The 20,466-nt window shown below is 41.2% G+C and carries 18 protein-coding genes; 4 read left to right on the top strand and 14 right to left on the bottom strand.

All coding sequences use genetic code 11. The features are described 5' to 3' along the window. From IM797_RS09945 to IM797_RS09885, 13 genes are all read right to left on the bottom strand, one after another. Entirely contained in the window at positions 1-2,310 is a 2,310-nt protein-coding gene (locus IM797_RS09945) for an NADP-dependent malic enzyme (protein ID WP_194126961.1), read from the bottom strand. A 99-nt stretch (positions 2,311-2,409) separates the two neighbouring features. After that, positions 2,410-3,633: a lytic transglycosylase domain-containing protein gene (locus tag IM797_RS09940; protein WP_194126960.1), complete on the bottom strand. Its 1,224-nt coding sequence runs from the start codon at positions 3,631-3,633 to the stop codon at positions 2,410-2,412. A gap of 48 nt (positions 3,634-3,681) precedes the next feature. Then, positions 3,682-5,121 carry an Asp-tRNA(Asn)/Glu-tRNA(Gln) amidotransferase subunit GatA gene (gene gatA, locus IM797_RS09935; RefSeq protein ID WP_194126959.1) on the bottom strand — a complete coding sequence of 480 codons (1,440 nt, stop codon included), beginning with the start codon at positions 5,119-5,121 and terminating at the stop codon, positions 3,682-3,684. 42 nt (positions 5,122-5,163) lie between these two features. Further along, the gene (tatA, locus tag IM797_RS09930; protein ID WP_194126958.1) at positions 5,164-5,364 is read right to left on the bottom strand and encodes a twin-arginine translocase TatA/TatE family subunit; all 201 of its coding nucleotides are present in this window, start codon (positions 5,362-5,364) and stop codon (positions 5,164-5,166) included. Between the two features lie 6 nt (positions 5,365-5,370). Next, positions 5,371-5,754: a twin-arginine translocase TatA/TatE family subunit gene (locus tag IM797_RS28600; protein WP_194126957.1), complete on the bottom strand. Its 384-nt coding sequence runs from the start codon at positions 5,752-5,754 to the stop codon at positions 5,371-5,373. 52 nt (positions 5,755-5,806) lie between these two features. Beyond that, positions 5,807-7,129: a murein hydrolase activator EnvC gene (locus IM797_RS09920; RefSeq protein WP_194126956.1), complete on the bottom strand. Its 1,323-nt coding sequence runs from the start codon at positions 7,127-7,129 to the stop codon at positions 5,807-5,809. 22 nt (positions 7,130-7,151) lie between these two features. After that, positions 7,152-7,937, bottom strand: a complete 786-nt coding sequence (locus IM797_RS09915; RefSeq protein WP_194126955.1) for a DUF4292 domain-containing protein — start codon at positions 7,935-7,937, stop codon at positions 7,152-7,154. Continuing rightward, positions 7,915-9,288, bottom strand: coding sequence for a lipopolysaccharide assembly protein LapB (locus tag IM797_RS09910; RefSeq protein ID WP_194126954.1), 1,374 nt, complete (start codon positions 9,286-9,288; stop codon positions 7,915-7,917). The genes IM797_RS09915 and IM797_RS09910 overlap by 23 nt, the downstream gene beginning before the upstream one ends. 7 nt (positions 9,289-9,295) lie before the next feature. Next, positions 9,296-9,727, bottom strand: coding sequence for a dUTP diphosphatase (gene dut, locus IM797_RS09905; protein ID WP_194126953.1), 432 nt, complete (start codon positions 9,725-9,727; stop codon positions 9,296-9,298). A gap of 40 nt (positions 9,728-9,767) precedes the next feature. Next, a complete protein-coding gene (locus IM797_RS09900) occupies positions 9,768-11,267 on the bottom strand; it encodes an oligosaccharide flippase family protein (protein WP_194126952.1) in 1,500 nt (499 codons plus the stop codon). After that, positions 11,268-11,540, bottom strand: a complete 273-nt coding sequence (locus IM797_RS09895) for an acylphosphatase (RefSeq protein WP_194127142.1) — start codon at positions 11,538-11,540, stop codon at positions 11,268-11,270. It lies immediately after the preceding gene. 29 nt (positions 11,541-11,569) lie between these two features. Next, positions 11,570-12,520, bottom strand: coding sequence for a nitronate monooxygenase family protein (locus IM797_RS09890; protein WP_194126951.1), 951 nt, complete (start codon positions 12,518-12,520; stop codon positions 11,570-11,572). A gap of 3 nt (positions 12,521-12,523) precedes the next feature. Next, positions 12,524-13,702: an amidohydrolase family protein gene (locus IM797_RS09885; protein WP_194126950.1), complete on the bottom strand. Its 1,179-nt coding sequence runs from the start codon at positions 13,700-13,702 to the stop codon at positions 12,524-12,526. Positions 13,703-13,735: 33 nt separating this feature from the next. Between IM797_RS09885 and IM797_RS09880 the strand changes: the two genes are divergently transcribed. Next, complete coding sequence (locus IM797_RS09880; protein ID WP_228098786.1) at positions 13,736-14,464, top strand: YafY family protein; 729 nt, start codon at positions 13,736-13,738, stop codon at positions 14,462-14,464. 4 nt (positions 14,465-14,468) lie between these two features. Here the strand turns inward: IM797_RS09880 and IM797_RS09875 are convergent, their stop codons facing one another. Then, complete coding sequence (locus IM797_RS09875) at positions 14,469-17,540, bottom strand: AsmA-like C-terminal region-containing protein (RefSeq protein WP_194126949.1); 3,072 nt, start codon at positions 17,538-17,540, stop codon at positions 14,469-14,471. Between the two features lie 116 nt (positions 17,541-17,656). Here IM797_RS09875 and IM797_RS09870 point away from each other — a divergent pair, with 116 nt between their 5' ends. From IM797_RS09870 to rlmN, 3 genes are all read left to right on the top strand, one after another. Further along, positions 17,657-18,154 (top strand): DinB family protein, encoded by a 498-nt coding sequence (locus IM797_RS09870; RefSeq protein ID WP_194126948.1) that lies wholly within the window; start codon positions 17,657-17,659, stop codon positions 18,152-18,154. Positions 18,155-18,243: 89 nt separating this feature from the next. Continuing rightward, a complete protein-coding gene (rluF, locus tag IM797_RS09865) occupies positions 18,244-19,320 on the top strand; it encodes a 23S rRNA pseudouridine(2604) synthase RluF (protein WP_194126947.1) in 1,077 nt (358 codons plus the stop codon). 77 nt (positions 19,321-19,397) lie between these two features. Then, positions 19,398-20,447: a 23S rRNA (adenine(2503)-C(2))-methyltransferase RlmN gene (gene rlmN / locus IM797_RS09860; RefSeq protein WP_194126946.1), complete on the top strand. Its 1,050-nt coding sequence runs from the start codon at positions 19,398-19,400 to the stop codon at positions 20,445-20,447. Positions 20,448-20,466 lie beyond the last annotated feature (19 nt).

Below are 20,466 nucleotides of genomic sequence, written 5' to 3'. Positions count from 1 at the left end.
TTATTTCTTTATCTTTTTTAATAATCCAGCCTTTTCGTTCAATTTCTGGGCCTTGCCCTGAACGTCTAATACAGCTAAAGTAACCATATTTACAATTTCTCTAACTGAACTTCCAAGTTGAACAATATGAACAGGCTTGTTGAGTCCAAGCAAAATCGGTCCCACAGCTTCTGCACCACCCAGTTCCTGCAATAATTTGTAAGCAATATTACCCGATTCCAGATTTGGGAAAATCAAGGTATTTGCCGGACCATCTACCAATCGACTGAAAGGAAAATTATCATTCAGCAAACTACTATTGATCGCAAAATTACCCTGCATCTCTCCATCAACCACGATCTCTGGATGTTGTTCGTGCAAAATCTTAACTGCTTTTCTAACTTTTTCAGGAACAATTCCCTCATTCGAACCAAAGTTAGAATACGACAACAAGGCAATCCGGGGCTGGATGTTAAACTTACGTACGGCACGTTCCAATAACAAGGTGATGTCAACCAGTTCCTCCACACTTGGGTCTACGTTTACAGTAGTATCACCAAAAAATACAGGTCCTTTCTGCGTCATCATCATATACATACCTGCAACGCGGTTCACCCCCTCCTGAGTACCAATCACCTGTAAAGCAGGTTTAATGGTTGAGGCGTAATTTTTAGTCAGACCAGAAATCATGGCATCGGCAGCCCCAAATTCAACCATAGAAGCACCAAAATAATTCCTGTCGCGCATAAACTTAGTTGCTTCCAATAAAGTTACGCCCCTGCGTTGTCTTTTTTCATAAAGCGACTGCGAATATTTAGCCATCAGCTCAGGTTCCTGGAATGGGTCAATAATGGTAACACCTTCCAGTTCGAGCGCATTTTCGTCAATAATTTTATTGATGATGTCTTTGTTTCCTAATAAAATAGGAATAGCTATATTTTCGTCTTTAACGATCTGCGCCGCTTTTAAGATCTTATAATTGTCAGCTTCTGCAAACACCACACGTTTAGGATCAGACTTCGCCTTGTTGGTAATGGCCCGCATAATGGCATCGTCCTGCCCCAATCTGCGTGTCAGCTCCTCTTCATAAGCAGCCCAGTCTGCAATTACTTTACGGGCAACTCCTGATTCAATGGCTGCTTTAGCAACGGCCATAGACACATTGGTAATTAATCTTGGATCCATTGGTTTCGGAATGATGTATTCCTTACCAAATTTGATGTTGTTTTCATTATAGGCCATATTAACGGCTTCCGGAACAGATTTTTTCGCCAGTTCAGCAATAGCCCTCACAGCAGCTATTTTCATCGGCTCATTGATTCCTGTTGCACGCACATCCAATGCACCCCTAAAAATATAAGGGAAACCCAAAACATTATTTACCTGATTTGGATAATCGGAACGGCCGGTGGCCATAATGATATCTTTACGCGATTTAATTGCCAGTTCATAAGCGATCTCCGGATTCGGATTGGCCATTGCAAATACAATCGGATTTTTAGCCATTGATTTTAGCATATCTTCGGTTACACAGTCTGCAGAAGAAAGTCCGATAAATACATCAGAATCTTTCATCGCTTCTTCCAGCGTATCCAACTTTCTTGAAGTTGCAAATTCGGCTTTAATGTCGTCCAGGTTTTCACGGGTATCCCGGATCACACCAGTACGGTCGCACATGACAATATTTTCTTTTTTCGCTCCTAAAGAAACATACAAACGGGTACAAGAAATTGCAGCAGCGCCAGCGCCATTCACTACAATCTTAATCTTGTCCATTTTCTTTTTTTGTAACTCGCAGGCGTTTAATAACGCAGCTGCAGAAATGATCGCAGTACCATGCTGGTCATCGTGCATTACCGGAATATTCATTTCTTCTTTCAAGCGACGCTCAATTTCGAAACATTCCGGTGCTTTGATGTCTTCCAGATTTACTCCGCCAAAAGTAGGTTCCAATGATTTCACAATTTTGACAAAATCATCTACATTGGTTACATCAAGCTCAAGGTCAAACACATCAATATCTGCAAAGATTTTAAATAGGAGACCTTTTCCTTCCATAACCGGTTTACCGGCTTCAGGGCCTATATTTCCCAAACCTAAAACGGCTGTTCCGTTACTAATTACTGCAACCAGGTTTCCTTTGGCAGTATATTTATAAACATCTTCTTTATTCTCAGCTATTTTTAAACAAGGCTCAGCTACACCTGGTGAATAAGCAAGGGTCAAATCTCTTTGAGAATTTGTTGGTTTGGTCGGTACAACTTGTATTTTACCCGGCCGTCCCTGCGAATGGTAATCTAGCGCGTCTTGTTTTCTATTAATCTTACTCATAAAATGGTCATCTGTAAAACGCCAAAGTTACAATTCTTTTATCAGCCTAAAAATAAAAATAAGGAGGGTAAGCTTGCAGCTCAATAAGTAAGACAGCTGTTAACCGCTTGTGCTTCCCGAGCTATGTCTGGTTGAGGTATTGTTGTTGTAAATTTTAAGTTTCTGTCCAGGTACAATTGTTGAGTTTTTCAGTTTATTCCAGACTTTTAAATCCTGCACTTCCACATGGTATTTATCTGCAATGGTACTTAAATTCTGTCCTGGAATTACTTTGTGGTACATAAATGCCGGCCTCGATTCTACCGAAGGCTTTCTCTTGATCCTGCGGTCTTCATTGGAAGCCAGAACGATATTTTTATTGACATCCATTACAGATTCGTTCAGCACCGCATATAATTTAGAAAAATCAGCCAAACTCACTTTAGGCAAAATGACTCTTTTTGGGGAAAGCTCTGTGCCATTTATAATTTTCCTTTTGTAGGATGGATTGAGCTCACACAGCGCAGACTCTTCCATATTTAAGGCTTCGGCTAAGGAGGCAATGGTTACAAAATGGTTAACATGAATGGTATCTGTATTTTTAACCAATTCAGATTTCTGCACTTTAATCTGGTGATTTCCGGAATAATTCATCACATAAACCGCCGCAATGAATGCAGGTACATAATTCCTTGTTTCTAGTGGCAGGAACCTTCTGATTTCCCAAAAATCCCTGGAATCCGCTTTTGCAATGGCCCTGTTTACGTTGCCAACGCCACAATTGTATGCGGCAATCGCAAGCAACCAATCACCTAGCTCCTGGTAAGCATCTTTAAAGTACGCAGCTGCAGCATAACTGGCCTGGATCGGATCTTTACGCTGATCCTCAAAATTGTCCATATTTAAGCCATAACCTTTAGCTGTAGTAAACATAAACTGCCAAAGTCCGGTAGCCCCAACACGCGAAACGGCGTGTGGATTCATAGAGGATTCTATAATGGGCAAATATTTGATCTCTTCAGGAATATTTAAGCTTTTTAAAGCTTTTTCAAAAATTGGAAAGTAGTAATTAGAAATTCCAAGCATCTTACCCATCATATCCTTACGTTCTGTATAGATATCAATGTATTTCTGAACGTGTTCATTGTAACTTAAGGGAACTGTTTTAGTGATCGAATCCAGTCGGGATTTGTACACATAATTGTAATTGTGGAACTCTGGTGTTTCCGGCAAAACCGGAACATAGGTCGTATCCATGATGGAAAGCACCCGCTGTTGCGCAGAGACTGATGAGCAAACTAAAGTAAAAATACAGAAGAATACGAAATGTACGTTTAATTTCATAGGCATTTGTTTCTTGGTCCGCATGGCGATACATGCGAATGGTTTAGTTTAGTTGGCCAGAACTTGATTCCTGGTTAAAAATGCTTTTGCCACTACAAGTAACTCTTGCTCGGCAAAATGTCTGGCCATTATTTGTACACTTAACGGTAAACCTAAAGTATTATTGCCCAGTGGGATTGCTATTGCAGGAATTCCGGTTAAAGAAGCCAGGACTGTAAATATATCTGCCATATACATCACCAAAGGGTCGTCCAGGTTTTCACCAGTTTTAAAAGCCGGTGTTGGCGTAACCGGACTAATCACCAGATCATAATCGTTCAACATCTCTTCCATTTTTTCACGGATGAGTCTTCTTACCTGTTGTGCTTTTTGATAATAGGCATCGTAATAGCCTGCACTTAAAACAAAAGTCCCGATTAGAATCCGTTTTTTGACTTCCGCGCCAAAACCTTCGGACCGGGATGTCTTATACAATTCATCCAAGCTCACAGCATCTAGATTCCGGTGTCCATAATGCACACCATCATAACGGGATAAGTTTGATGATGCCTCTGCGGTGGTCAGCACATAATATGCCGGCACCAGGTAGTCCAACAAATCAAAAGAAACATATTCTACCGTATGGCCATCCGCTTTAAAATCCTCAATAGCCTGTAAAATACCCTTTTTAATGTCGGTATCCAAAGCATGACTGTCTAAAGTTTCTTTAAGTACAGCAATTCGTTTTTTGCCATTTGCTGCCAAACCAGCACTATATTTTAAAACGGGTTGCTTAGACACGGTACTGTCGTGATCGTCAGCTCCGGCTAAAACTTCCAGTAAAATTGCCGCATCCTCAACAGAAGAAGTAATGGTACCAACCTGGTCAAAAGAGGAAGCATAAGCAATCACTCCATACCTTGAGATTCTACCATAGGTAGGTTTAAGTCCTATACAACCACAAAAAGCTGCCGGTTGCCGCACAGAACCACCGGTATCTGTACCAAGAGCAGACAAGCATAAGTCGGCCTGAACAGCAACAGCAGAGCCTCCGGATGAACCGCCGGAAACACGTTCATGATCTGCCGCATTCTTGACGCTTCCATAATAAGAAGTCTCATTAGAGCCTCCCATAGCAAACTCATCGCAATTCAGGCGACCAATGATGATGGCATCTGCTTCGATTAACCTTTCCACCACTGTGGCAGAATAAGGTGCCACAAAACCTTCCAGCATTTTGGAAGATGCGGTGACCTCATGGTCTTTATAGCAAATGTTATCTTTGATACCAATGATCATACCGGCAAGTTTGCCAGCAGTACCATTTGCAATTTTCTGCTGTACAATTTCAGCTTGCTGGGCCGCAGAATGAAAAAACACCTCATTAAAAGCATTGAGGTGTTCATGTATTTCTATTTGCTTAAAATAATAAGCCAGCAATTCCGGTAAACTAAGCTTTTTTTGCTCAATAAGAACCTGTATCTCTGTTAAGGAGCTATACTTCTTCAAATTCAAGAATACATTAAAGATTTAAAAATCGGGTTAGAAAACCTATAAAGGTTTATTGGTACGGCTTTCTATAGATTCAGAGCCATCAGTACCTTCTTTACCTTCCTTAAATTCCTTAATACCTTTTCCTAATCCACGCATCAATTCAGGGATTTTTTTACCACCAAAAAGCAGTAGCACAACTGCTAGGATGATTAGGATTTCCGGAGCCCCTAGAAAGGCCAATATGGTTGTATTAAACATGATATTTTAATTAAGTTTCGTTTTATCCGTTTCTATTCTGCTGTTATCGTCAACCTGATGGTCAACAGTTACAGTTTCTTTATTTAAATTGATTGGTTCATGATGTCCTGTAATTTCAGCAGCAGCAGCTGGTTCATCTGTAGGATGATGTCTGCTGTTGTCATTTACGATATCATTAATGTCATCTACAATACCTACGGAATTTATGTTCCTATGGATTTCTCTTTTTACACCTTCTGATGCATCCTTAAATTCACGAATTCCTTTTCCAAGGCCTCTGGCCAATTCGGGCATTTTTTTACCTCCAAATAACAAAAGTACAGCACCAAGAATCAGCATCATCTCTGATCCGCCTATATTTAAGAATTCAACTAATGTTCCAGTATACATTTTAATGGTGTTTTTATCTGCTAATACAAATATACATTTTTAAATTAATAGTTTATTTTGCAATCCAGGCCTCAGGATTCTGCGCGGCAGTCCCCCGATAAATCTGGAACTGCAATTGAGGCACATCACCTTCCGTAGCCACAGATCCAATATTCTGTTTTGTACTCACCTCATCTCCTGCACTAACACTCACAGATCTCAGATTTTGGTACACTGTAAAAAACTGTCCATGCTTAATCAGCACATAATATCGGCCCAGTGCATTTCCGACTTTGGTTACTTTCCCATTAAATACAGCCCTAACCCCTGCGCCTTCTGCAGTCTGAATACTTACCCCGGCATTGTCATAATTGGCTTGCCCCAGTTTATGTTTACCAAAATGCTCGGTAATGGTACCTGACGTCACAGGCCATGGCAATGAACCCCGGTTACTTTCAAAAGCTGCAGATAACTTTGCAGCTTCGGGAGTTGCGGCCAGATATCCTGAACTATTCGCTTTCGGCACTGCAGCTGCAACCGGAGCTGGTGCTGCTGGTGCCGGTCTGTTTTCAGCTTTGGCCTTCGCTGCAGCAATTGCAGCAGCTTTTGCGGCGGCAGCAGCGGCAGCCCTGGCTGCGGCACGGGCCGCTTCCTCAGCTCTTTTACGCTCCAACTCAATCTCTCTGGCAATGGCAGTCCGGATACTCCGGTCTAACTGAGCCTGTTGTTTCTTTCGGGTGGCAATATCCTGACGAAATTTGCTTTCCTGCTTGCTAAACTTATTGAGCACAGCCGATTGCTCTGTCTTATTTTTACCCAATTTATCTTTCTCGTTCTCCTGTTCCTGTAACAGGCTACTTTTCTCTTTCAGATTTTTATCCAGGATAACAATCTTATGGTTAATGTCTTTTTGCGTACCTTGAATATAGCCAGCCTGCTTTTTCCGATACTGCCCAAACTGCTGCAAGTATTTAATTCGCTTATAGGCCTGATTAAAATCTTTAGCTGCAAAAACAAACATCATCTTTTCATAAGCATTTTTATTCCGTTGCGCAAATCTGATCATGGCAGCATATTCCTTTTTCAATTGCGACAGCTGGCCTTTAAGGGTAATTACGGTATTTGTATTCTCATGGATTTGATTGTCGAGATTTTTAATCTCAGAATTGATGACGCCGATTTTATCCTGCATCAATTTAATTTTTGTATTCAGGGCATTGATCTGATTTAACGTCAGTTTTTTGCTATTGGCTGTCCTGTTTAGATTTTTTTGCAACAATTCAATTTCCCGTTGGATGGCTTCTTTCTTCCTCTTCAACTCTGCACTGCTTTGCGCGAAAGTTAGGGAAGCGAACAGGACAAAAAATAAGAGTAGTAGAAATTTGCGTAACTTCATTTGGTCAAAAGTATAAAAAAAATCAGTTTATTACTTCATACTTCTTAGGAACACTAAACGGAAATTCCAATGGAACATTGCGCTCTATCTTTGAAAAATCCAAATTAACGTTTATTTTTTTTGTTCCCGACATCGAACTGATCTTCATACTTGAGGGAGACAATTCCTCCAATACTTTTTGATAGTCGTCATAAACGACCTTCAATGCCTGTCCAGAATTCACATCATTTAAATTGGTCTCTGCGACCTTTAATAAAGTATTGAACAGCATCTGGTAATTGAGTTGTTCTTGCCTGCCTTTCAATACCCAGACCCCGTTTTGCTGGTCAAGGTCAGACTTTAATGTCATGAACTTTTCCACCGTATTTCCAGACAGTATGGCCTGCAACAGTTTAAAATCCACTTGATTGCTTGTAAAGGTATGGATGTACCGGAAAGGCTTCTGTAAATATACACTCTGAAAGTTATTCCTCACTTTGATGCTGTCGGGCGTAATCAGCACACGTGCCACCTCGCCAATGATTGAGGTTACACTTACCCAGATTACTTTGTCCTTTTCCATACGAATCGTCATCCCTACATTGTTCGCACTACCGTTTACATCAAGATTTGCCTTACCTTTTAAAGCCAGGGTACGAAAAGAAAGATCATTTCCTGCCAGCAATTTTAAATTATCGGCTTTTTTATCGGCGACAACCTCGGTTTTAACCACAGGAGGTGCTACCACCACCATTTTTCTTGTCTTACATGCCGCAGTTAAAGAAACCATCCCAACAAACCATAAGCTATTCCATATATTTCTTTTCATTGATCTTCTGTATTAATTTTTTAGATTGATTGCCACCTGCCTGCGCCTTTTTCCACTGCACCAATCCGGCACTATGATCTCCCTTTAAATATAAGATATCTCCATAAAGCTCGAGATAAATCCCATTTTCAGCATCCAGCTGCAGGCAATTTTGAATTTGCTTCAAAGCCTCATCATCCTGATGATTCCGATGCAAAGCCAATGCCATATAATAAAACAAAATGGCCTGATTGGGATAAACAGACAAGGCCGCATCAGCTGTTTTGATGGCATCTCCAAATTTAGCCTGTCTGATCTGGATAATCACAACCCGCTCCCAGACACCGTAAATCTGATCAGTCACTTTCAGCACCTGCTCGAATTGCGTTAAAGCAGCAGTTAAATCATCCTGTTCATATAAAGCATCGCCATATAAGGCTATCAATTTAAGTTCACCGGGATGCAGCTTCACAGCAGTTCTCGCTAGGACCATGGCATCATCAAGGCGTTCTTTCTTATCTGCTCCGGAAAGCAGCATCATTACAATTTTTATTTGCTGATCGGCTGGCATTTCCGGATCTTCAAAGGCACTTTTCAAAGACGTAATCGCTTCGGGATAACGTTGCAAAGCCTTGTACGCATCCGCCATCGCCAGATCTATCTGATAATTTTGAGGCTCCATCAAGCGGGCCTTCCGGAGTACAGACAAAGCAGGTTCAAACTGTTTTTTTTGCATCAATGCGCCAGCAAGCTCCACGTGACTCCGTACATCCCCGATTTCCTCCTTAACAATCTTATCCACAGCTTGTTTATCTATTGCTGCGCCGGTACCGAGACTAATTCTTTGCCTGGCCTGAGTAAGCGCCACAGAGCTGCCAAACTTCTTTCCAATGGCATCATAACCTTTTAAAGCTTCGGCCGTTTTTCCCGAAAGCAACAGGGCATTGCTATGGTCAAAATAATAAGCATCATTGTCCGGATCAAGCCGGATCAATTGATCCAGTGCTTTAGTCAGCGATTCCATATCGCCCTTACGCTTGTAAAGCTCCGCCAGCATTTTCCAGTACCATACATTCTCAGCATCCAGAACCACAGCACGCTGGATTGCCGTTTCAGCTTCCTTCAGTTTATTCTGCCGATAGTTTAACGTGGCTATTTCATAAAATACAGCAGCGTTGTTTGGATCTAAAGCAATGATCTTATTGAAACTCTCGGTTGCTTTGCCATAGTTTTCATTGAGCTTATCTCTCAGACCTTCAAAAAAAAGCGTTTTTATGGCATTACTATCCACCTTGGCTAAAACAGCAGGCTGCTGGGCAACCGCCGACAAGCCAGTACAAAGCAATACACTTAAAAAAGCTTTTCTAATCATTATGGGCCTATTTACCGGTGTGTCCGTATCCGCCTTCTCCCCTTGCCGTATCGCTTAACGCATCTACAGCCTGCCAGGAAATGGTTTCATGTTTTGCAATTACCATTTGCGCAATCCGGTCACCATTGTTAATAACAAAATCAGTGTCAGATAAGTTTACCAATAATACTTTCAATTCTCCCCTGTAATCTGCATCAATCGTTCCGGGCGCATTTACAATGCTAATCCCATGTTTATAAGCCAGACCACTACGCGGGCGGATTTGCGCCTCATAACCTATAGGCAATTCAATAGATAAGCCTGTAGGCACCAGCAAACGTTGTAAAGGTTTAATGACGATTTCACTTTCTGTAAAAGCCCTCAAATCCATTCCCGCAGCATGTGCGGTTTCGTATTGTGGCAAATCATGTCCGGATTTATTGATGATATTGATCTTCATATCTAGTATTTATCATTTAACGGCCAAAAGCCGGATGTATTTATTTTTTAAACAATATGGTCTTCAGCTGATCTTTTTCAAAATAGTAAATCCCCGCGATAAAAACGATCAGCATGGCATTTCCAATATATATATTTCGGTTAAAGCCCCAGAAAGAAAGTATGACGAGCAGTACCGACACCATCAAATAGGCCAATATCCGTTTAAGATCGTATGGTATCGGATAATGTTTCTGACCAAGCACATAGGAAATCACCATCATGACAAAATAAGCCAGCATCGAAACCCAGGCCGATCCCATGTAACTGTATTTAGGGATCAGTACAAAATTCAATACGATTGTAATTATGGCACCAATGATGGAAATGTATAAACCAAAACGGGTCTGGTCAGATAAACGGTACCAGATTGATAAATTCATATAAATTCCCAGACAAACGTAGCCAAATAATAAGTAAGGTACTGCCGGCAATCCAACCCAGTATTCAGCAACATGTGCTTTGTCCCTGCTGATAAAGTATTTCAGAATTTCGATATTGGCAATCAGCGCAACAAACAATACAGCCAGTGCAATCACAAAATAATGCAATATAATGGCATATGTTTTCTTTGCATTGGCGTTTTTAGCATAGCTGAAAAAGAAGGGTTCCGCACCAAGCCGGAAAGCAGTTACAAAAATGCTCATGAAAACGGCTATTTTACATACTGCACCGTATATGCCAACCTGCTTATCTGCAATATTTTTGGGCAAGAGCTCACTCAGCACAATTTTATCCAGGTTTTCATTGACAATAAAAGATAAGTTTGCCACCAGGATCGGCCAGGAGTAGGAAAACATTTTTGCAAACAGCACTTTATCAAAGCGGAGCTGTAGTTTTAAAAACTCTGGAATTAACATCAAAAGCGTAACCAGACTGGCAATCAGATTAGAGACAAAAACATAACCGATCCACTTCTCGCGGTACCAGGAAACCAGCCAACCAGCCATTGCCCAATCGTGCTTAATAATTGCCGGAATCAGGTAAATAAAGACCAGATTAAAGCCTACGAAGCTTCCTATATTCAAAAATTTTACAACGCTGTATTTAAATGCCCTGTCCTCTGCCCTGAGTTTGGCAAAGGGAATTACGCAGATGGCATCCAGAAATAAGATGCCAATAAACAGCTGTACGTAAAGCCGATAATCGGCCAGCTGTTTCGGATCAGCAGATAAATAAGCTGAAATCGGATTGATAAATACAAATCCGCTGATTAGAAAGAGTGTCGAAATAAAGGCAATACATAAAAAAGAATTGTTGTAGACCTCTTGTTTCTGATCTTCATGTTTATTCAGATATCTGAAATAAGTACTTTCCATACCAAAAGCCAGAATGGCATTGATCATGGAAGAGTAAGCATACATTTTAGTAAAAATACCATATGTTGCCGAAGCATAAGCGCGGGTAAAAAGTGGTGTTAAAATAAAATTGAACAACCTTGAAAATACGGTACTGATACCATAGATTGCCGTCTGACCTAAAAACTTTTTTAAAACCGACATCTACCGCTTAATAATTTCAAAATTCTGATAGTTTTTCAGTTCCCCCGGGGTAACCTCTACATGTTCAACTTTGGCACGGTCGGTTCCCTCATTGCACCAGTCTGTAAAAACTTCCAGTAAAGTATCATCGCCTTCAGCCTCGATATACACAGAACCATCCGCCTCGTTTCTGATCATCCCCCTAACCCCCATCTGGTCAGCCACTACTTTTGTTACCGCCCTGAAAGACACCCCCTGCACTTTCCCTGAAATCTTGATATCTATATGTTTTATTTCCATGTATCTTTTACTATTTAAATTGTTTATTTAAAATTCATTGCGCAAATGCGCTGCTGTTCGGTCAAAAAAGATTGCCAAATATTTTCTAAAATTATCGCTGCAGGCTTAAGCTCCTTTAGCATTGCCGATACCTGTCCAATTTCCAACTCCCCTTCTTCCATATCCCCCTCAAACATCCCAATTTTTGCACGTGCCCTTCCCAACAGCTGACTTAAAGTATCTGCATCGGCGCCGGCTGCCTCAGCCTGGGCAACAGCATCTGCAAACTCGTTTTTCAATAAACGTACAGGTACAAGTTTTTTTAAACTCAGCCGGGTATCACCCTCTGCTGCCTTTAAGATGCGTGTTTTAAAGTTGGCATGTGCCGATGATTCTTCGGCAATTGCAAATGCCGATCCAACCTGTACCGCCTCAGCACCCAGTACCATTGCAGCAAGCATTGCCCTTCCACTTCCTATTCCCCCGGCTGCAATTACAGGGATTTTTACCACATCTTTAACCATCGGAATCAAGCACATGGTGGTTGTCTCCTCCCGTCCATTGTGCCCACCAGCCTCAAAACCTTCAGCAACAATAGCGTCAGCACCGCAAGCTTCTGCTTTAAGCGCAAACTTGGTATTGGCCACTACATGAACCACCACAATGCCTTTATCTTTCAGAAAGGAAGTCCAGGTAGCCGGGTTACCCGCTGATGTAAAAACGATTTTTACCCCTTCTTCTACAATGATTTGCATAATTTCTTCCACATTAGGATAAAGAAGCGGCACATTTACGGCAAAAGATTTTGACGTTGTAGCCTTACATTTTTGTATATGCATACGCAATACATCCGGATACATAGAACCTGCCCCAATAATGCCAAGCCCGCCTGCATTAGAGACCGCAGCAGCCAGCTTCCAGCCACTGCACCACACCATGCCGGCTTGAATAATCGGATAGCGTATTCCTAATAGATCAGTAATTCTATTCCTCATAGTTTAAAATAAACGTTTAATCCAATCACCCAATACAATGGCACCATCTTTTTCGGTAAAATCGATCAAATTAACGCCTGGTCGTTTACCCTTTTCAAAAGCTCCAAATTGTGCCTCCAGACCTAAAAATTCAGCCCCGTTCCAGGTAGCCCAACGTAAAAGCTCCTCTGTTGGGATTTGGAAATGTGCTTGTAAAGTCTTCATCTCAGCAAAAATGCTCAGTTGATCATTGCTCGCTAAACTATCTGTTCCTAAAGTAATTTTCAACCCTGCATCTTTCAGCAGGTTTACATCCGGCAGTTTATTCTCTATATATAAATTCGCATTGGGACAAAGACACCAATATAAATTTGGATGATTTTCTTTGGCAAACAAAACATCTGTTAAAGCGGTAAAAGTATTGTGTACCAACAAAGTTTTACGCTCCACAGGTAACCAAGGGAGGAAAGTTTGTAGAGAGGTATTTCCTGAAGGCTGAAAAAAACCAATGTCTAATCCTAGAAAGGCATATAAACCTAAAAACGCACCGCTTTTAGTTTCAAAAAAAGCATTTTCATCTGCGGTTTCCTGATTGTGTATGCTTAGCAATTCCATTTCAGCACCTCCATGCAGTCTCAGTTCCTCAAATAACGGCTTCGAAACAGAATAAGGTGCATGCGGTACAATCGACGTAGCTAAAGGTCTAAAAGCTTCTTTCAACTCCAATGCGCGCTGCATGGCCTCTCCGGCAGTAGTTGGATTAAAACCCATCACTTCCAAAAAGGTATGGTAATGAATCAGACTGCCCCGTTTCGTCATTTTTGAAACCAGCTGATTGGAAATATCAGCGACTGCCACAATGCCGTTTTCAAACATTTCCTTATCAGCACTCAACATTGCAACATCGATTTCATATTCATCAGCACTGCGCTGTTTAATCACCGTTTGTACAAATTCAGGTAATCCCGTATATTTTGGAATGCGACCTTTCATGTGCGACAATTCCAAATGGCAATGGGTATTGATTAAACCTGGCACCAGTAGACCTTCATGGTGTTTGATCTGTTCAATTCCAGCGGAATTTGCCTGTTCAGGAGTTAAAACATCCACGATAGTACCTTCAGCATCCATAGCAAGTACACCATTTTGAATTGGAGTTCCGGCAACCGGATAAATGTACGAAGCTGAAATATAAGAAACCATGATGCAAAGAAAAGGAAAATTTCGCTAGTCCAAATGAATATATTTGTATCCATCAAAACCACAAACAAAGTAATGAATCGTATAGACAGACTTTTTGGAATTTTACTATTACTTCAAACGAGAAAGTATACGAATGCCGACCGGATTGCAGATCAATATCAAATCAGCATCCGTACCGTTTACCGCGACATCCGGGCGCTCTGTGAACAAGGCATCCCGATTAGCTTTGAACCAGCCAAAGGCTATTTTATCGTACAGGGCTACTTTTTACCACCCATATCGTTCAACTCGGACGAAGCCAATGCCTTATTAATTATGGAGAAACTGGTGGCAGGTTTTACAGACCAATCGATCACCACCCATTACAACACCGCCTTAAACAAGGTTAAAGCAGTACTTAAACACAATCAAAAGGAAAAACTGGAATTCCTGGACAACAACATCAAACTTCAGTTGCCTGAATCTATTAAAAATGAATTCGAGTATTTATCTGTTTTACAACAGACCATTTCTGCCCAGCATATAATCGAAATTGCCTATAGCAACTACAATCAGGAAAATAGCAATCGCCAGGTTGAACCCATTGGTTTGGTATTTTATGCTTTCAACTGGCATCTGATTGCCTGGTGCCACCTTCGTCTGGAGTACCGCGATTTCAGGGTATCCAGAATTGTCAAAGTCAGAAATCTCGAAATCCCTTTCAAAAAAACACCACATCTATCTTTAAACGACTACATGAAATCACTTCCTGTAAATTACTAGGCAGTTACTCCGGCATTTCCTCCAGCTTACCTTCTTTATTTCTCTTCAGCGCAACCTTAGGATTTTCCTGCGTCCCTGTAATGCTCAAGGGAATGCCAATAATACCAAATGGCGGCAAACCTAGTCGCCCGCTCATATTCAGTCGCCCATCAAAACTCACCTGTCCTTCAAACCTTGGCCTGAAACCGGCAATACGCATTTTAAATCGCTCAATATAAATGATGTTATTGTTGATTTTACTTTTAATATTTACCTGAGATACATCCGGATTGCTTAAGCTATCCCGTCTGGTAGCCTTGCTTACCGAATTTATCAATTTAAAACCCATCAAACTCACCTTTTTTACAGAAAGCACGCCCTCTCCTTTCAAAGAAGGATAAACCGGAGCCATATCCTGGTTCAACTTGCCTGACAACTGATAGTCAATTCCCACCACACCCTTCACTTTTGAGGCTGAAGTAGCCAGCTCTCTGAACATTTTCAGATTACGATAAGCTTTTGCAATATCGAATTCCTTTGCCTGGATGTGGTAATCAAATACAGCCGACTTAGCCGAGGTACTTTTGTAATTTCCAGACATACTTACCGGGGCATCAACCAGGTTAAAGGCCATGTCATTTAATGACAAGGTACCACTGTTCAGTTTCAACTCTCCTTTGGCATTTTTAATTTGCATGCCATTATAGTATACTATACCTGCCTTTGCCTGAACTGAAACGTTCAAATTATCAGGAATGATGATGACACCACTGGCCACGGTTGTTTTAGCAGCTGTTCCCCGATCATTAAAGGCCATTAGCTCATCTGCAAAAATACGTTCACTGTTCAGATTAAATGTACCTGTCAACATTGCCCCATCGGCCAGAACATAATTGATCACATTGCCTAAATAACCATGCATGTTAAAGGTCGACCGCCCATAACTTCCTTTAAACTGCTCAAACTTCATTTTGTCCTGGTTAAAAGAAAAAATTCCATTTTTAATCAGGAACGACTTTGGAAACAGGTCGGAATTAAGCGTCAAATTATTAACCAGCACCATACCTCTGTTTTTCAATTTGCCATAATGACCTGCAAGCGCATCACTTTGTAAACCTTTCAATGAAACATCTGTACTAATCGATCCCTTCAATCCATATCCTTTAACCGCAAACAGTTGGTACATTTTTCCCAGGTCAATTTTCCCTTTCGAAGTGATATCATAAGCGATATTATCAAAATTGCGAACATTGGCCTTTAACATAAAAGGTTGTCCGGCCATTTGAAAAGAGATCGGCTTAATGTTCAACTGCGTTCCTTTCAAAGTACCGTCTCTATTCAGCAATCGGCCGTCAATCGTAATCTGTTCCAGCGCCTGGTCAAAATGCGCGGTTTTAATCCAGCCGTTACGCAATAAAATATGGGCTTCAGTAATCGGAAAAAGTTTCTTTGTCCGATGATATCCGCCTTTACTCTTCAGATCCAGGTCCAGTTTACCTTTCAATTCTAAATCTTTAAGCGGATAAAAATCTTTAATTTCCGCAAAATCAACCATGGCCTTCAACTGAACGTCCAACGGCATGTGCTCCGAAGTTCTGACTTTTGCATAACCCCGGATATAATTTGAAAGCGCCTGGATGTTCAAGTCACTGATTTCAAACCAGGTTTTTCGATAATCCCCATCCGGGTTCTCTCCTTTAATCTTGAAATTAATCTGATCTATTGCTGCTGGCAAAGTCGGATATTTAAAATATCCTTTACTTAAAGCAGCATTAAGTTTAAACACTGGAATCGTCGCAATCAACGTATCTACTTGTCTCAAACCACTCCGCACTATTTTCTTAGTGTATTTTCCTTCTGCCGTCAAATTTGCCACAAGACGCCCGGCCAGCTGATCCATTTCAAAAACACCGGCCCATTTCTTCAAATCGATATCTGCCCTGCTTCTGACATAAACTTCTGGTTCTTTCAATCCCCTGAAGTTAACCACAGCAGCGACATAGTCTTTACCCATATTGAAATATAGACTGTCCATATTGATATATAAACTATCCATATTCAGCGAAGGCAATTTCGTCTGCAAGTTCAGGTACAATTTACGAATTGGCTCAGGTGCATTTGGATTGGAAATTTCTCCATCCCGAATTTTCAGGTTAAAAGACAAAGTCGGCATGATCTGCTGTCCGGCCAGGTATTTACCAATTAATGAGGCTTTGATTTCTGCGTAACCTTTCATATTGGTTTTTTCCATGCGTTCAGCAATTGCAGGCGGTAGAGCCGTAAAAATGTTATGGAGATCGGTTTCTTTGGCCTTGGTTCTAAAATTGATGTCGTAACCATCCTGAATAAACGAGAAACGACCGATAAACTGAATCGGCAGTGAATTGATTTTCAAGTCATTTTCATTGAACATCAAATCCAGTGAATTGGTGTTGATCCTGGTCACCAAACGCGCATCTACTTTTTTATGCAGCAAGTAAGGCGCTCCATTGTAAAACACATCTAAAGATCCGATCTCAGCGTTACTCTTCAAATCAAAAATCGCCTTAGTAAAATCGCCTTTTCCCGAATAATTCAGGTCAGCAGCTTGAACCAGCATCGGTACAGAAAGGTCCTGGTAAGTGAGTCTGCTCTTGTTGATAAATATACCTGCAATTTGAATGGCTTTATTGCTGCTGTCTTTAGGTGCTGTTGTTTTGCCGCCCTCCTGATAAACATTGTAATTGGCATTTCCTTTTGCGTCTACTTTTACGTTGATCACACTCTGATCCAGAAACACCTGGTCAATTTTGATCTGATCCGAAAAAACGGTACTTAAATCCACCCGGAAGGACAATGCTTTACTATATAATAAGGTATCCTGCGCAAACGGTGCGGCACCCTTCAGTAAAAAATCATTTAAGCTTAAGGTTAGCGATGGGAAATGCTTAAAAAAAGACAGGCTCGTATCTTTAAACTGAACTTCACCTTTAATATGTTGATTGATCCAGTACTTCGCCTCTTTAGCAATCGTACCAGGTAATAAGTAAGGAATAACCAATAACAACAAAATCGGAACTGCGATTACAGCTCCTGAAATTTTAAGAACTTTCTTCAAAAGAATAACGTTTTAATAAATGTGCGCAAAGATAATTTTTTTAAGCACAACTACACTGCCATAGGGTTGTCAGTGCCTCTGCTTTTATTTGTGTTACAAAACAAAAAACGAAAGCGATGAACAGAATTAACATGTATTTGGAAGAGTTAGAAAGCGAATCCAAAACTACCCGCAAAATGCTTGAACGTGTACCTGCCGAAAAATTTGATTGGCAACCTCACCCAAAAAGCATGAAATTGAAAGCGCTGTCAACCCACATTGCAGAGCTACCAACCTGGATCACCATGGCTATGAAAACAGATGAGCTTGACTTTGCCAGCAACCCTTATACACCTGTTGAGGTCAGCACCAACCAGGACGTGATGGATCTGTTCGAAAAATCACTTGAAGACGGTAAATCCGAACTCATCGCAGAAAATGAAGTGCTGCTGGATAAACCCTGGAAATTAAGAAACGGCGAACAGATTTACAGCAACGATCCAAAATCAGGTGTGATCAGAATGGCACTCAGTCAGATAATCCACCATAGGGCACAGCTGGGTGTATATTTAAGACTCCTTGATATCCCGATTCCGGGCAGTTATGGGCCAAGTGCAGATGACCAAAGCTTTTAATTTCAGACAGCTTTAAAATATTTTGATAGCATATGTGATTATAAATTGATTCCTTTGTAAAAAGAAATCAATTTATAATTCCAATACACATGTCTGATTCTACTACCCGATTAAATAAATACATTAGTGAAAGCGGTTTATGCTCAAGAAGAGCAGCCGACAGATATATTGAGCAAGGCAATGTATTTATCAATGGTCGCAAGGCTAAAGTAGGTGACAAAGTTCTTTTTGGAGATATCATTACCGTTAACGGGCAAACTATCGAGCCTAAAGAAGTTGAAAACTCGATATTGATTGCTTATAATAAACCCGTAGGCATCACCAGTACTACCGAAGCGGGTGTTAAAAGCAATATGGTTGATCATGTTAACCATAGCGAAAGGGTATTCCCTATTGGCCGTTTAGATAAAGATTCTCAAGGACTTATCTTCCTCACCAATAACGGTGATCTGGTAAATAAAATCCTGCGTGCAGGAAACAACCACGAGAAAGAATATGTGGTTACAGTAAACAAACCCATCACAGCAAACTTCCTGGCCGGCATGGCCAAGGGTGTTCCGGTATTGGGCGTGATGACTAAAAAATGCAAGGTCACACAAGAAAGCACTTTTGTATTTAAGATCATCCTGATCCAGGGCCTCAACCGTCAAATCAGAAGGATGTGCGAGTATTTCGGATTTGAAGTAACCAAACTGGAACGTGTGCGGATCATGAACATCAGTGTCAAAGGTATTCCTGTTGGTGAATGGCGGGAGTTAACGCCTCAGGAGCAGACAGACATCTTCAACATGGTTGCCAAGTCAAGTTCAGAAGCCGACCATACCCCTAAAAGAGTTGCTAAAAAGTCGAAAGCCAAAGCTGAAGAAGAGGATTTAATGCAGAATGTAACACCAGGAAGACCAGCTGGGCGTAGCCATGCAACTAAATCTGCGGGAAAAAGACCAGGCAAAAAAGCACCTGCGTCTATGACCAGGGCTGAGCGTCCGGCCGGAGGTAAAGGAAAATCATCGCCAAAACCTGCAGGTGCAGCCAGCAACGGCAGATCTTCAGCTTCAAGTAGCAGTACCGACTGGAACAAAAGTAATGGTCCAAGTAAAAGACCAACCAGACCTTCTAAAGGAAGATCGGGAGCACCTGCTGCCAAAACCAGAAGTCCGAAAAGATAAACAGCTATTTGTCAAACATTTCTGTAATTGTAGCCTCAGCATCCAAGGTTTCAAAATTTTAGTAACTTTGTAACCAAATGCCTGCTACAAAAAAAATAGATATCCGTTCGTTAGACTTAGGTCAGCTGCAACAACACTTTATAACCATGCAAGAACCCGCTTACAGAGCTAAGCAGGTATATCAATGGCTTTGGGAAAAGTCTGCCCGGTCTTTTGCCGAAATGAGCAACCTTTCCAAAGACTTGCGCAATAAACTGGATGAAAATTATGCTATTAACGTAGTTGAAGTCAACAATTCACAGTTCAGCAATGACCATACAATCAAAAATGCGTTCAGATTGTACGATGGAAATATTGTAGAAGGTGTTTTAATTCCTATGGACGACCGCATGACGGCCTGTGTCAGCTCACAGGTAGGCTGTAGTTTAACCTGCAAGTTTTGTGCAACGGGTTATATGGACCGCAAACGGAATCTCAATGCTGATGAAATCTACGACCAGGTGGTACTGATTGATCAGCAGGCGAAAAAGAATTACAATGTACCCCTAACCAATATTGTGTACATGGGTATGGGCGAGCCCCTGCTAAACTATGCCAATGTGATGAAATCGATTGAACGCATCACCGCGCCAGACGGACTGAACATGTCTTATAAACGCATCACGGTTTCTACAGCAGGGATATCCAAAATGATCAAAAAACTGGCAGATGATGGCGCTAAGTTTAACCTGGCACTGTCACTACACGCAGCAAATGATCAAAAGCGGAATGAGATCATGCCAATTAATGAGCACAACTCACTCAAAGCACTGTCAGAAGCCTTGCGCTATTACTTTTCCAAAACCAAGAACCCGGTAACCTATGAATACATCGTTTTCAACAATTTTAACGATGAAATTCAGGATGCCATGGAACTGGCTAAATTTTGCAAGCACATTCCTTGTAAGGTTAACCTGATCGAATATAATCCGATCCAGTTTGCTGACTTCATCAATGCCGATGGCGATAAAATAGATGCTTTCTCCAATTACCTGAAAAGTCAGGGCATCAATACGAATATCCGCCGTAGTCGCGGTAAAGACATTGATGCGGCCTGTGGACAGCTGGCTGTAAAAGAACAAAACTAAGGTACAGATTACCATTCTT

The organism is Pedobacter sp. MC2016-24, assembly GCF_015223055.1.
In the GTDB taxonomy this organism is placed as follows: domain Bacteria; phylum Bacteroidota; class Bacteroidia; order Sphingobacteriales; family Sphingobacteriaceae; genus Pedobacter.
Note: the sequence above shows the minus strand (reverse complement) of the source record. Positions and strands in the feature narration are given on the sequence as shown.

Coding starts and splice junctions, on each gene's coding strand:
- IM797_RS09945 (WP_194126961.1), bottom strand. CDS start 2,310: ATGAGTAAGATTAATAGAAAACAAGACGCGCTAGATTACCATTCGCAG.
- IM797_RS09915 (WP_194126955.1), bottom strand. CDS start 7,937: ATGAAAAGAAATATATGGAATAGCTTATGGTTTGTTGGGATGGTTTCT.
- IM797_RS09940 (WP_194126960.1), bottom strand. CDS start 3,633: ATGAAATTAAACGTACATTTCGTATTCTTCTGTATTTTTACTTTAGTT.
- IM797_RS09870 (WP_194126948.1), top strand. CDS start 17,657: ATGAACAGAATTAACATGTATTTGGAAGAGTTAGAAAGCGAATCCAAA.
- IM797_RS09910 (WP_194126954.1), bottom strand. CDS start 9,288: ATGATTAGAAAAGCTTTTTTAAGTGTATTGCTTTGTACTGGCTTGTCG.
- tatA (WP_194126958.1), bottom strand. CDS start 5,364: ATGTTTAATACAACCATATTGGCCTTTCTAGGGGCTCCGGAAATCCTA.
- IM797_RS09885 (WP_194126950.1), bottom strand. CDS start 13,702: ATGGTTTCTTATATTTCAGCTTCGTACATTTATCCGGTTGCCGGAACT.
- dut (WP_194126953.1), bottom strand. CDS start 9,727: ATGAAGATCAATATCATCAATAAATCCGGACATGATTTGCCACAATAC.
- IM797_RS09880 (WP_228098786.1), top strand. CDS start 13,736: ATGAATATATTTGTATCCATCAAAACCACAAACAAAGTAATGAATCGT.
- rlmN (WP_194126946.1), top strand. CDS start 19,398: ATGCCTGCTACAAAAAAAATAGATATCCGTTCGTTAGACTTAGGTCAG.
- rluF (WP_194126947.1), top strand. CDS start 18,244: ATGTCTGATTCTACTACCCGATTAAATAAATACATTAGTGAAAGCGGT.
- IM797_RS09900 (WP_194126952.1), bottom strand. CDS start 11,267: ATGTCGGTTTTAAAAAAGTTTTTAGGTCAGACGGCAATCTATGGTATC.
- IM797_RS09890 (WP_194126951.1), bottom strand. CDS start 12,520: ATGAGGAATAGAATTACTGATCTATTAGGAATACGCTATCCGATTATT.
- IM797_RS09920 (WP_194126956.1), bottom strand. CDS start 7,129: ATGAAGTTACGCAAATTTCTACTACTCTTATTTTTTGTCCTGTTCGCT.
- IM797_RS28600 (WP_194126957.1), bottom strand. CDS start 5,754: ATGTATACTGGAACATTAGTTGAATTCTTAAATATAGGCGGATCAGAG.